The following is a 12,586-nucleotide window of genomic DNA, read 5'->3' on the forward strand; positions in this document are numbered from 1 at the left end:
GCCGCGGCCCGCGCCGCCTCCGCGTGCGCGAGCGCGGCGTTGCCCGCCTGGTGCGCCCGGTCGAGCTCGTCGGGGTGCGCCGCGGCGGCGGCCTCCAGGGCGTCCGCCGCGCGCACGAGCGCGAGGTGCGACAGGGCCTGCGGCACGTTGCCCGCCTGGCGACGCTGGACCGGGTCGTACTCCTCCGACAGGAGCCCCACGTCGTTGGACAGCCCGACGAGCCGCTCCATGAGCTCGCGCCCGTCCGCCTCCCGGCCCGAGCGCGCGTACTGCTCGACGAGCCAGAAGGAGCACGCGAGGAACGGGTTCTCGCCGGCGGGCAGGCCGTCGACGCCGGCGCTCGTGTCGTAGCGGAGCAGGAAGCCCTCGTGCATGAGGGTCCTCTCCATGGCGTCCACGGTGGCGAGCATGTGCGGGTCGTCGTAGGCGCAGAACCCGGCCTGGGCGAGGATCAGCAGCGACGCGTCGACCTCGGTCGTGCCGTAGTGCTGGCGGAAGGCGCCGGTGGCGGGATCCACGCCCCGGTCGAGGATCTCGTCGCGCACCCGGTCGCGCAGCGTCCGCCACTGCTCCACGGGTCCGTCGAGGCCGTGCCGCTCGACGCCCTGCACGGCCGCGTCGAGCGCCGCCCAGATCATCGCGCGCGAGTGGGTGAAGTGCTGCTCGGCGCCGCGGATCTCCCAGATGCCGCTGTCCTGCCGCTCCCAGTTCTCCTCGACGTAGCCGATGAGCGCGCGCTGCAGCGGCCAGGAGAACTCGGTCTCGCCGACGCCGGCGTCGCGCGCGGCCTGGAGCGCCATCATCACCTCGCCGATCACGTCGGCCTGGTACTGCTCGAACGCGCCGTTGCCGACGCGCACGGGGCCGGAGCCCTCGTAGCCGGGCAGGCTCTCCAGGTCGCGCTCGGGGAGGTAGCGCTCGCCGCTCAGGCCGTACATGATCTGCACGTCGCCCGGATCCCCGGCGATGGCCCGCAGGAGCCACGTGCGCCACTCGTCGGCCTCGTCGTCGAAGCCGTGGGCGAGCAGCACCTCGAGGGTGAGGGACGCGTCGCGCAGCCACACGTAGCGGTAGTCCCAGTTCCGCGGGCCGCCGAACTGCTCGGGGAGGCTCGTGGTCGCGGCGGCGACGATGCCGCCGGTGTCCTCGTGCGTGAGCGCGCGCAGCACGAGCAGCGAGCGGCGGACCGCGGCCTGGTGGGGGCCGGAGTGCTCGATGGAGCTCGCCCAGCTCTCCCACCACTCGGTGGTGTGCTCGAGCGCCGCGTCCACGTCGAACGCGGGCGGCTCGCTGCGGTGCGAGGGGTACCAGGTGAGCGTGAGGTCGACGGTCTCGCCGGCCCGCACGTCGAAGCCCACGCCGTGGTGGTGGTTCGTGGCGGTGAGCTCGGGGCCGCGGACCACGACGGCGTCGGGGCCGGCCACCGCGACGAGGCGCGGGTCGCCGTCGTCGAGCTTGCGGATCCACGGCAGCGCGGTCGCGTAGCCGAAGCGCAGGCGGAGGTCGCCCTGCATCCGCACGGTGCCGCTGATGCCGCGGACGCGCCGCACGACGTCGGCGCGGCGGTTGCCCATCGACATGAAGTCGGTGACCTCGACGGCGCCCTCGGGCGTCTCCCACCGGGTCCAGAGCACGAACGTGTTGCCGAGGTAGGTGCGCATCGAGACCGAGGCGTCCGGGTGCGCGGGGGCGAGGCGCCAGGACCCGTGCTCGTCCGTGCCGAGGAGCGCCCCGAACATGGACGCGGAGTCGAAGCGCGGCAGGCACAGCCAGTCGATGGAGCCGTCCCGCCCGACCAGCGCTCCCGTGTGGCAGTCCCCGATGAGTGCGTAGTCCTCGATGCGCATGGCCATGGCCCATCGTCCCATGTGCCGCCTGTCGATCCCGTCCGCCCCGCGTACCCTGGCCGCATGCCCGCGACCTCCACGCTCCTCATCCTCGGCGCCAGCGGCGACCTCTCCGCGCGCCTCCTCCTCCCCGGCCTCGGCGAGCTCCTCGCGCACCGGCCCGACCTCGACCTGCAGCTCGTCGGCGCGGGCACGGAGGACTGGGACGACGACCGCTGGCGCGACGTCGTCCGCACCTCGTTCGCCTCGCTCGGCGCGGAGGGCCCGGCGGTCGACCGCGTGCTGGCGGGCACGACCTACCTCTCGGCCGACGTCACCGCCCAGGCCGACCTCGAGCGCCTGTTCGCGGCGTGCGATGCGGCCCCGGCCGTCTACTTCGCGCTGCCGCCGGCGGTCACCGAGAGGGCGTGCGAGGCCATGACCGGCATGACGCTGCCCGCGGGCACGTCGCTCTCGCTGGAGAAGCCGTTCGGCACCGACCTCGCGAGCGCCCAGGCGCTCAACCGGCTGCTCGCGACGCTCGTGCCCGAGGAGCGCACGCACCGGGTGGACCACTTCCTCGGCCGCTCCACCGTGCGGAACCTCCTCGGGCTGCGCTTCGCGAACCGGCTGCTCGAGCCGGTGTGGAACGCGCAGCACATCGCGAGCGTCGAGATCGTCTACGACGAGCAGCTCGCGCTCGAGGGCCGCGCCCGCTACTACGACACCGCGGGCGCCCTCACCGACATGATCCAGAGCCACCTGCTGCAGGTCATGGCCGTGTTCGCGATGGAGCCGCCGGCCACGACGGACGCGCGCGACATCCGCGACCAGAAGGCGCTCGTGCTCCGGGCCACCCGGCCCTTCGGCGGCGACCCGGTCGCCTCCTCCCGCCGGGCCCGCTACTCCGCGGGCGACGTGGAGGGCCGCGAGCTGCCGGCCTACGCCGACGAGGAGGGTGTGGATCCGTCGCGCGGCACGGAGACGCTCGCCGAGCTGACGGTCGAGATCGCGAACTGGCGCTGGGCCGGCGTGCCCTTCCGCCTCCGCTCCGGCAAGGCGATGCGGGACCACCGCCGCGAGATCGTCGTGACCTTCCAGCCCGCGCCGCACGTGCCCACGGGTCTCTCGGGCGCGGGGGAGCCGGACCGCATCCGGATCCTCCTCGCGCCCGACGAGCTGCACCTGGAGCTCAACGTCAACGGGCCGGCCGACCCCGACGTCATCGACCGGGCCGAGCTCGTGACCGCGTTCGACGCGGGCGACCTGCCGCCGTACGGCCAGGTGATCGACGGGATCATCTCGGAGGACGAGAGCCTGTCGGTGCGCGGCGACACGGCCGAGGAGTGCTGGCGGATCGTCGAGCCGGTGATCGCCGCCTGGCGCGCGGGCGACGTGCCGCTCGAGGAGTACCCGGCCGGATCCGCGGGGCCGTGGGACGGGCCGCAGGTGGCCCCGAGGGGCTGAGCTGTCGCCGACGGCCGTCCTGGCTAGGCGCTTCGCATCCCGCGCAGCAGCGCGGGCACGCGTCGGGGGTCGCCCGCGAGCTCGGCGAGCGTGCCGTCGAGCGGATCCTCGTCGAACACCGCGAGCTCGCGCGTCACCGCGTCCTCCCGGGCGGACTCCGCACGGGAGGGCGATGCGGCGGAGCCGGTCGCGCGCGCGTCCGTGAGCGGGAGGTCGGCTGCGGCCGGAGCGGCGCCGAGCGCGAGGGCGACGTCGCGGGCGATGTGCGCGGTCATCAGCTCGTCGAAGAACCCGGCCGTCGTGTCGGGCGTCCGGCGCACGAGCGCCCACGCGCCGTCGGGACCGAAGTGATGCGCGAGCGCCGCGTGCACGATCAGCGCGAGCGGCCGGAGGTCGGGATCCGCGTCGGCGGGGGAGACCGTGGCGTCCGCGGGCGCGTCGTGCGCCGGTGCCCCCGCCGGGGCTCCGGCCTCGTGCGCGGCGACGTGCGGCGGACGCCCCGGCCCGCCGTGCAGCCGGGCCGCGCTGGCGGCGAGCTCGCCGGTGGCGAGCGACGCGGACGGGCTCTCCGTCGGCGTCGACGCCGGCGCGTCGGCAGCGGGCGCGTCGGCAGCGGGCGCGTCGGCAGCGGAGGCGCCGGTGCCGGCGGATCGTGCATCCGGCGCCGCGGGCGCGGCCTCGGTCGAGCGGGTCCTGCGCCTCAGCCATCGGAACATGATCCCGACCTCCCCGATCGCACCGCCGCGATCGGGACCATGATCGCCGCCGACACGCCCGGGCGTCCTCGCGACACGCCGAGCGGATCCGCATGGGGGCGCGGAGAGCGCGCCCCCGTCCCCGTCGACGGCCACGTCCCTCCCGGGCCGCGGCTGCGACACTGGATCCTCCCGGGACAGCGCGGTCCGCCCCACCCGACCGGAGGATCCATGGACCTGCCCGCCCTGCTCGCCCAGCCCGCCGTGGCCGTGATCGTCACGCTGCTCGCGGCCGTGGCCGCCGCCCTGCTCGTCACCGCCGTCGTCGCCCTCGTCGTGCGGGTCATCGCCCGTCGCCGCGAGTGGGCGGCCCGGCTGGTGACGCGCGCCCGGCGCCCCTTCCGCGTGCTGCTCCTCGTCGTGGCGCTGTGGGTCGCGCTCCGTGCCTCCATCGCCCCGGGCGAGCTGCGCGACGGGCTCGACCACCTGCTGCACGTCGTGACGATCGTCGCGTCCGCCTGGCTCGTCTGCGCCCTGGCCATCTTCTTCGAGGACCTCGGGCTCAGCCGCTACCGCGTGGACGTCGCCGACAACCGCGTCGCGCGCCGGGTGCGCACGCAGGTGCTCATCATCCGCCGGCTCACCGTGGTCGCGATCGTCGTGGTCGCCGTCGGCGCGATCCTCCTCACCTTCCCCGGGGCGCGGACGGCGGGGGCATCCGTGCTCGCGTCCGCCGGCCTCGTGTCCATCGTCGCCGGCCTCGCGGCGCAGTCGACGCTCGCCAACGTCTTCGCGGGGATGCAGCTCGCCTTCAGCGACGCGATCCGGGTCGACGACGTGGTCATCGTGGAGAAGGAGTGGGGCCGCGTCGAGGAGATCACGCTCACCTACGTGGTGGTGCACATCTGGGACGACCGCCGCATGGTGCTGCCGTCCACCTACTTCACGACCACGCCGTTCCAGAACTGGACGCGCACGAAGTCCGAGCTGCTCGGGGCCGTGGAGCTCGACCTCGACTGGCGCGCGACCCCCGCGAGCATGCGCGAGGAGCTCGACCGCGTGCTCGCGACGACCGACCTCTGGGACGGCCGCGTCTCCGTGCTGCAGGTGACGGATGCGGTGGGCGGCTACGTGCGGATCCGCGTGCTCGTCTCGGCCGTGGACGCGCCGACGCTCTTCGACCTGCGCTGCCTCGTGCGCGAGCGCCTCGTGACGTTCCTGCACGAGAGCAGCCCGCAGTCGCTGCCGCGCACGCGCGTGCAGATGGTGGATCCGGGCGAGCACGAGGACGCATCCCGCGCGCGACGGCGGACCGCGGAAGCGGAGCCCACGGGCCTGTTCTCCGGCACGGCGCAGGGCGACTCGCGCGCGGGGCTGTTCACCGGACCGATCTCGACCGTACCGGCCGCCGAGCGCATCGACCTCGGGGTCGACGGGGACCGCTGGCGCACGCACGAGTGACGCGCACGCCCGGGGGCATGCGCGTCACGGCGCGGGGCGGCTAGTTGCCGAGCTGCCCGTCGCGGGAGTCCTCGATGACGGTGCCGACGGCGATCGCCATCGTGATGCCCCAGCTCAGCCACATGAGGCCGAGCTTCCAGTCGCGCGGACCCCGACGGGTCGTCTGGAGCGTGCTCCAGCCGCCGATGAGGGCGCTGAGGACGCTGCCGTTCAGGATGTACTTGCGCATGACACCTCCCAGTGTGCTTCCACGGTACCGGGATCCGGTCGCCGCGACCGCCGCCCGGCGCGCGCCGCCCCGCCGCCCTCCCGCCGCCGTCCCCTTTCCGCAGGCGGTGCGGGCTCCCGGCGCGCGATGAGTACAGTGATCGCGGATCAGACAGGAGGCGCCCGTGCGCACAGCCCTCATCGGGGTGGTGCTCCTCGTCGTCGGCGCCGTCGCCGTGGCCACCGGAGCCCTCCCGCTCGACGACCTCGGCGTGCTGTACGAGCGGGTCTGGCCGATCCTCCTCTTCGTCGTCGCGATCACGGTGGTCACCGAGCTCGCCAGCGAGGCGGGCCTGTTCACCTGGATCGCCGAGCGGGCCGCGGGCCTCGGCCGCGGCCGCACCTGGGCGTTGTGGCTCGCGACCGTCGTGCTCGCGTGCCTCTGCACGATCTTCCTGTCGCTCGACACCACGGCCGTGCTCCTCACGCCCGTGGTCGTCGTGCTCGCGCGCCACTGCGGGCTGCCGCCGCTCCCGTTCGCGCTCACCACGGTGTGGCTCGCGAACACGGCGTCGCTGCTCCTGCCCGTCTCGAACCTCACGAACCTGCTCGCGGAGCACGAGCTCGGCGGCCTCGGCCCGGCCGGCTTCGCGGCGCTCACGGTCGCGCCCGCCCTCGTCGCCATCGCCGTGCCCGTGCTCGCGATCCTCGTCATCCACCGCAAGGACCTCTTCACCCGCTACGAGGTGGGGGCGCCCTCGGCGCCGACCGACCGCGTGCTCCTCGTCGGCAGCGCCGTCGTGGTGGGGCTGCTCGTGCCGGCGCTCGTCTCGGGCGTCGAGGTGTGGATCCCGGCGCTCGCCGCGGCCGTCGTCCTCGCGATCCTCACGGCCGTCCGCCGCCCGCGGGTGCTCCGGCTGGGGCTCCTGCCGTGGCAGCTCGTCGTGTTCGCGTCGGGCCTCTTCATCGTGATGGAGGCCGCGCAGTCGCTCGGGCTCACCGCCGTCATGGCCGCGATCTCGGGCCAGGGCCAGGACGCCGCGTCGCTCTTCCGCCTGGCGGGCGTCGCGACGCTGAGCGCCAACGCGGTCGACAACCTGCCGGCCTACCTGGCGCTGGAGCCCGTCGCCGGATCCCCGGAGCGGCTCGTCGCGATCCTGGTGGGCGTCAACGCGGGTCCGCTCATCACGCCGTGGGCGTCGCTCGCGACCCTGCTCTGGCACGAGCGGCTCGTGAGCATGGGGGTGCACATCAAGTGGTCGCGGTACGTGCTGCTCGGCCTCGTGGTCGCGCCGCTCACCGTCGGCCTCGCGATGCTCGCGTTCGTGCTCATCCGCTGACCCGCCGTCCGGCCGTCCCGCCTGACAGGCGGCTGGCAGTCTGACCGATCGTGCAGGACCTGACCGATCGGTCGACCTAGGCTCGACGGGTGACCCGAACCCCCCGCGCCTCCGCCGGCGACGAGCTGCGGACGATCGCCGCCGCGCGCTTCGCCCGCGACGGCTTCCAGGCGACCTCGCTGCAGCAGATCGCCGACGAGGCGGGCTACTCGAAGTCGAGCGTGCTCTACCACTTCGCGTCCAAGGAGGCGCTGCTCGACGCCCTCCTGGAGCCCACGATCGACGCGCTCGCCGAGGTCATCGAGCGCGCCGACTCCATCCGCGGCGACGCGGACGCGAGGCGGCTCTTCGTCGAGCGCTTCATCGACTTCCTCCTGCTGCACCGGCACGAGGTGGCGCTGTTCATCACGCAGGGCCGGTCGCTCGGCCACCTTGCCGTGATCGAGCGCGCGAACGACCTCGTGCGCACGCTCGGCGAGACCGCCGGCGCCCTCGACAGCACGCTCGACCAGCTGCGCTTCGGCGTGGCCCTCGGCGGCGCGGCGTACATCCTCGCCGCGAGCGACGACTGGTCCACCAACGAGCCGCTGCCCGACGACGAGCTCCGGGCCGCTCTCGTCGTGGTCGTGGGGGAGCTCCTCGCCCCCCTCGGCGCCCGCTCCGCCTGATCCCCGCTCCGCCCGTCCCCCCCCCGCACCACCCTCCGAAGGAGAGCCACCGCCCATGGCCACGCTGCTGTACCGACTCGGACGCATCTCGTTCCTCCACCCGTGGCGCGTCGTCGCCGCGTGGATCGTCATCCTCGGCATCCTGCTGGGCGGCGGCCTCGCGCTCGGCGGGAAGACCCAGGAGTCGTTCTCGATCCCGGGCACGGAGTCGCAGGAGGCCATCGACCGGCTGGCCGCCGTGTTCCCGCAGGCCGCGGGCGCGAGCGCCCAGATCGTGACGGAGGCGCCCGCGGGCGGCAAGGTCACCGACGACGCGGAGAAGGCCGCCATCGAGGCGACCGCGACGGCCGCGGCCGACGTGCCGGGCGTCGAGACGGCGCTCTCGCCCTTCTCGGAGTACGCGAGCGACGCGGTGTCCGCGGACGGCACCGTGGCGATCACGACCGTGCAGTTCGCCGGGCAGAGCGACCAGGTGACGCCCGCGACCCTCGACGCGCTCAAGGCGTCCGCGCAGGCGGCCGAGGATGCGGGGATGACGGTGTCGTTCGGCGGCCAGGTCTTCCAGGACGTCCACTACGGCGTCACCGTGACCGAGGCGTTCGGCGTGCTCTTCGCGGGCCTCGTGCTCGTGCTCACGTTCGGCTCGATGCTTGCGGCGGGGCTGCCGCTCATCGGCGCGCTCGTCGGCGTCGCGGCCTCGGCGGGTGCCCTGATGGCGGCTTCGAAGTTCGTCACGGTCTCGAGCGCGTCGCCGCTGCTGGCGGTGATGATCGGGCTCGCGGTCGGCATCGACTACGCCCTCTTCATCCTCATGCGGCACCGGACGCAGCTCGCCAACGGCATGCCCGTCGAGCGCTCGGCGGCGACCGCGGTCGCGACCGCCGGCAGCGCCGTGATCTTCGCGGGCGTGACGGTGATCATCGCGCTGCTCGGCCTCCTCGTGGTGCAGATCCCGTTCCTCACGGTCATGGGCCTCGGCGCGGCCTTCGCGGTGCTGCTCGCCATGGGCGTCGCCACCACGCTGCTGCCGGCGATGCTCGGCTTCGCGGGCGAGCGCCTCCGGCCGAAGGAGGGCTCGCGGGCCGCGCGCCGCGCCAAGGCGCAGGCCGAGGGCACCCAGCGCACGCTCGGCGCGCGCTGGGTGGCGGTCGTCACCAAGGTGCCGATCATCCCCGTCGTGATCGTCATCGGCATCGCCGGCCTCCTCGCCGTGCCCGCGTCGCAGCTGCAGCTGGGGCTGCCGAGCGGGGCGACCGAGCCCGCCGGATCCACGAGCCGCGTCGCGTACGACACCGTCTCGGACGCGTTCGGCCCCGGCCACAACGGCCCGCTCGTCGTGCTCGTGGACATCACGCAGACCACCGACCCCATCGGGGTGCTCGGGAAGATCGGCGACGAGATCCGCGGGCTCGACGACGTGGCCTTCGTCGGCACCGGCACGCCCAACCCCTCGGTCGACACCGCGATCATCCAGGTGCTCCCGGACAGCCCGCCCGAGTCGGCGGAGACGACCGCGCTCATGCAGTCGATCCGCGACCTCGCGCCCGGCCTCCGGGACCGCTACGACACGCGCGTGTCCGTCACCGGCACCACCGCGGTGCAGAACGACATCTCGCAGCGGCTCGACCAGGCGCTCGTGCCGTTCGGGATCGTGGTGGTGGGGCTGTCGATCATCCTGCTGATGATCGTGTTCCGCTCGGTCTTCGTGCCCGTGAAGGCCGCGGTCGGCTTCCTGCTGAGCGTCGTCGTCTCGTTCGGCACGGTCGTGCTGATCTTCCAGCAGGGCGCGTTCGCCGACGTCCTCGGGGTCACGCCCGGCCCGATCCTCAGCTTCATGCCGATCCTCCTCATGGCGATCCTGTTCGGGCTCGCCATGGACTACGAGGTCTTCCTCGTCTCCGGGATGCGCGAGGACTTCGTGCACCACGGCGATGCGCGGCGGGCCATCGTCACGGGCTTCTCGGGCGCCGCCCGGGTCGTGACGGCGGCCGCGCTCATCATGTTCTTCGTCTTCGCGGCCTTCGTGCCCGAGGGCGCGGGCGTGATCAAGACCATCGCGCTCGGCCTCGCCGTCGGCATCTTCTTCGACGCGTTCCTCGTGCGCATGACCCTCGTGCCGGCCGCCATGGCGCTGCTCGGGAAGCGCGCCTGGTGGATCCCGCGCTGGCTCGACCGGATCCTCCCCGACGTCGACATCGAGGGCGAGGGGCTCCGCGAGCACCAGGACGACGTGGACTGGGCGCATGCGTCCGGCGCCGCCGTCGCGGCCGAGCGGCTCGTCGCGGGCGTCCCCGGGCGCCGGCTCCTGCCGGTGGACCTGCGTGCGCCATCCGGATCCCTCGTGCTCGTCGAGGGCGACGTCGCCGACCGCCGGCTCCTCGGCGCCACGCTCGGGGCCCGGCTCACGCCGCTCTCCGGCCGCGCGCAGGTCGCGGGCCACCCGCTCGCGTCCGAGTCCGGCCGCGTGCTCACGAGCGTCGCCATGGCCGACCTCGGCAGGGTCGACCGGGTGGACTCGGGGCTGACGGTGGGGGACCTCCTCGCCGAGCGCATCGACCTGTCCGAGCCGATGGGCCGTCACAGGCGAGCCCGCGCCCGGCAGGCCGAGTGGCTCGAGCGGATCGACCAGGCGGCCGACGCCGCTGGCGCGCTCCGCATCGGCGCCGACGACCCGGTCGGATCCCTCCTGCCGCTCGAGCGCGCCATCGCCCTCACCGCCATCGCCGCCTCGGGACGCGCCCCCGTGCTCGTGCTCGACGTGGTGGACCCATTCCCGGACGCCGCCGCCGAGCGCGCGTTCCTCGCCGCCCTGCCCGCGCTCGTCCACGAGAGCACGACCGTCCTCCTGGGCGCGCCGTGGTTCCCGGACGACCACGGGATCCCCGGGCGGCCGACCGTCCGCCTCCGGCTCGAGGCCGACACGGCGCCGCCAGCCGACCAGCCCGGCCACGACCAGACCGTCACCACCGTCGAGGAGACCCTCCGATGACCGCTCGCTCCACCCGCCGACGCCTCGCCGTCGCCCTCGTCGCGATCGTGCCCCTCGCGGTCGCCGGCCTCTTCATCGGCTCGCTCTCGGACGTCGCGAAGGGCGTCGAGCGCGTGCCCGCCGCCATCGTCAACCAGGACGAGATCGTGCAGCAGAAGGCGCCCGACGGCACGGAGTCGCCCGTGCTCGCGGGCCGCCTGCTCGTGACGCAGCTCACCTCGGACGACAACCAGGCCTTCGACTGGACCATCACCAACGCCGACGAGGCCCAGAGGATGCTCGACGACGGCGAGGTCTACGCGGTGCTGACCGTGCCGAAGGACTTCTCCTCCTCGATCGTGTCGCTCTCGACCGATGCCCCGAAGCGCGCGCAGATCAGCGTGGAGACCGACGACGCGCACGGCTACCTGACGGGCGCGGCCACGCAGGCCGTCGGGGTCGGCATGACCAGCGTGTTCGGCAACGCCATCACGTCGCAGTTCGTCTCCGGCATCTACACGACCTTCGGCGGGCTCAAGGGCTCGCTCACCGACGCGGGGACCGGCGCCGACAAGCTCGCGGACGGAGCCACGCAGCTCTCCTCGGGCGCGACGACGCTCGGCGACGGGATCACGCAGCTGGGCGACGGCATCGGCCGCACGCAGCAGGGCGCGTCGCAGCTCGCGGACGGCCTCGGCACCTACACGGGCGGCGTCTCGCAGCTCTCCTCGGGACTCGACCGGCTGCAGACCGGGGCCGCCGGGCTCTCGCAGGTCTCCGACGGCGTCGGGCAGTACGCGGGCGGGGCCGGGCGGATCGCGACGCAGGTCCAGGGGATCCGGCAGCAGCTCGCCGCGAACCCGCAGACGGCGCCGATCGCCGCGCAGCTCGCGCCGCTCGAGCAGGGGATCGACGAGTACGCGGCGCAGGGGCAGGCCCTCGCGACGAAGACGGCGGCCGGGATCCAGGGCGTGCAGCAGGGCATCGGCCAGAGCGCGTCCGGGGCCTCGCAGCTCGCGGCGAACGGCGGGGCCCTCGTCTCCGGCGCGCGCCAGCTGGACGACGGCCTCGGCCGGCTCCGCACGGGCGCGACCGGCGCGGCCACGGGAGCGGGCGACCTCGCCACGGGCGCGACGGCGCTCTCCTCCGGCGCGACCGAGCTCGGCCAGGGCCTCACGCGGGGCGCCGAGCAGATCCCGTCGCTCGACGCCGACCAGGCGGCCTCCGCCTCGGGCGTCGTCGCGGATCCGGTGGGCCTCACCGTGCAGCGCGAGAACGAGATCGAAAACCCGGGCGACGCCGTCGCCGCGATCTTCGTGCCCATCGGCCTCTGGCTCGGCGCCTTCGCGACCTTCCTCGTGCTGCGTCCGGCCGCGCGCCGCCTGCTCGCCTCGTCGGCCGCGACGGGCCGCGTCATGGGGCGCGTGCTCGCCCGCGCCGCGCTCATCGCGCTCGCCCAGGTCGTGCTGCTCGTCGCCCTCGTGCACGCCGCGCTCGGGCTGTCGCTCGCGCTGCTTCCCGCGACCCTCGGGTTCGCCGCCGTCACCGCGGCGGCCTTCACGGCGATCCACTACCTGCTGCGCCAGGCGTTCGGCCGCACCGGCATGGTCGTCTCGCTCATCCTGCTGGCGGTGCAGGCCGCGGCGATGGGCGGGGTCATCCCGCTGCAGCTCGTGGCGGAGCCGTTCCAGGTCATCAGCCCGTTCCTGCCGCTCACGTACGCGGCGTCGGGCATGCAGGCGATCATCGCCGGGGGAGCGCCCGCCGTCGCGTGGGGAGCCGCGGGCACGCTGGCCGTGTTCCTGCTGCTGAGCCTCGCCGTCTCCTACCTGGTGACGCGGCGCTCGCGGCGGGCGCGGAGCCTCGGCCTCCTGCCGGGCAGCGCGCCGGCGTCGGCGGCCGTCGCCGTCTGACGCCTTCCGCACGACCCGACGCCGGGCGCTCCCGCGGGTGC

General features: G+C 74.4%; 9 protein-coding genes. 6 read left to right on the forward strand and 3 right to left on the reverse strand.

What is annotated here, in order from left to right:
* The coding region (locus tag AWH51_RS14775; RefSeq protein ID WP_063072815.1) for a glycoside hydrolase family 15 protein at window positions 1–1,853 on the reverse strand (1,853 nt) is incomplete at its 3' end.
* Window positions 1,854–1,910: 57 nt separating this feature from the next.
* On the opposite strand from AWH51_RS14775, the gene AWH51_RS14780 reads away from it, so the two are divergent.
* Entirely contained in the window at window positions 1,911–3,293 is a 1,383-nt protein-coding gene (locus AWH51_RS14780) for a glucose-6-phosphate dehydrogenase (RefSeq protein WP_063072816.1), read from the forward strand.
* Window positions 3,294–3,316: 23 nt separating this feature from the next.
* On the opposite strand, the gene AWH51_RS14785 is transcribed toward AWH51_RS14780, so the two are convergent.
* Window positions 3,317–4,009, reverse strand: coding sequence for a hypothetical protein (locus tag AWH51_RS14785; protein WP_254654603.1), 693 nt, complete (start codon window positions 4,007–4,009; stop codon window positions 3,317–3,319).
* Window positions 4,010–4,219: 210 nt separating this feature from the next.
* Between AWH51_RS14785 and AWH51_RS14790 the strand changes: the two genes are divergently transcribed.
* Complete coding sequence (locus AWH51_RS14790; protein WP_063072950.1) at window positions 4,220–5,449, forward strand: mechanosensitive ion channel family protein; 1,230 nt, start codon at window positions 4,220–4,222, stop codon at window positions 5,447–5,449.
* Window positions 5,450–5,489: 40 nt separating this feature from the next.
* Here AWH51_RS14790 and AWH51_RS14795 read toward each other — a convergent pair whose 3' ends face one another.
* Window positions 5,490–5,678, reverse strand: coding sequence for a hypothetical protein (locus AWH51_RS14795; RefSeq protein ID WP_063072817.1), 189 nt, complete (start codon window positions 5,676–5,678; stop codon window positions 5,490–5,492).
* A 163-nt stretch (window positions 5,679–5,841) separates the two neighbouring features.
* Here AWH51_RS14795 and AWH51_RS14800 point away from each other — a divergent pair, with 163 nt between their 5' ends.
* The 4 genes from AWH51_RS14800 to AWH51_RS14815 all read left to right on the forward strand — a co-directional run bounded on the left by AWH51_RS14800 (window position 5,842) and on the right by AWH51_RS14815 (window position 12,545).
* Entirely contained in the window at window positions 5,842–6,996 is a 1,155-nt protein-coding gene (locus AWH51_RS14800) for an SLC13 family permease (protein ID WP_063072818.1), read from the forward strand.
* An 89-nt stretch (window positions 6,997–7,085) separates the two neighbouring features.
* Window positions 7,086–7,664 (forward strand): TetR/AcrR family transcriptional regulator, encoded by a 579-nt coding sequence (locus AWH51_RS14805; protein WP_063072819.1) that lies wholly within the window; start codon window positions 7,086–7,088, stop codon window positions 7,662–7,664.
* Between the two features lie 55 nt (window positions 7,665–7,719).
* Window positions 7,720–10,653, forward strand: a complete 2,934-nt coding sequence (locus tag AWH51_RS14810; RefSeq protein WP_063072820.1) for an MMPL family transporter — start codon at window positions 7,720–7,722, stop codon at window positions 10,651–10,653.
* A complete protein-coding gene (locus tag AWH51_RS14815) occupies window positions 10,650–12,545 on the forward strand; it encodes a YhgE/Pip family protein (RefSeq protein WP_063072821.1) in 1,896 nt (631 codons plus the stop codon). The genes AWH51_RS14810 and AWH51_RS14815 overlap by 4 nt, the downstream gene beginning before the upstream one ends.
* Window positions 12,546–12,586 lie beyond the last annotated feature (41 nt).

It is taken from the genome of Clavibacter tessellarius (assembly GCF_001618005.1).
Lineage (GTDB): Bacteria > Actinomycetota > Actinomycetes > Actinomycetales > Microbacteriaceae > Clavibacter > Clavibacter tessellarius_A.

Bases quoted from the DNA above. Each gene is read 5' to 3' on its own strand.
- AWH51_RS14780 (WP_063072816.1), top strand. From the start codon at position 1,911: ATGCCCGCGACCTCCACGCTCCTCATCCTCGGCGCCAGCGGCGACCTC.
- AWH51_RS14790 (WP_063072950.1), top strand. From the start codon at position 4,220: ATGGACCTGCCCGCCCTGCTCGCCCAGCCCGCCGTGGCCGTGATCGTC.
- AWH51_RS14795 (WP_063072817.1), bottom strand. From the start codon at position 5,678: ATGCGCAAGTACATCCTGAACGGCAGCGTCCTCAGCGCCCTCATCGGC.
- AWH51_RS14810 (WP_063072820.1), top strand. From the start codon at position 7,720: ATGGCCACGCTGCTGTACCGACTCGGACGCATCTCGTTCCTCCACCCG.
- AWH51_RS14815 (WP_063072821.1), top strand. From the start codon at position 10,650: ATGACCGCTCGCTCCACCCGCCGACGCCTCGCCGTCGCCCTCGTCGCG.
- AWH51_RS14785 (WP_254654603.1), bottom strand. From the start codon at position 4,009: ATGTTCCGATGGCTGAGGCGCAGGACCCGCTCGACCGAGGCCGCGCCC.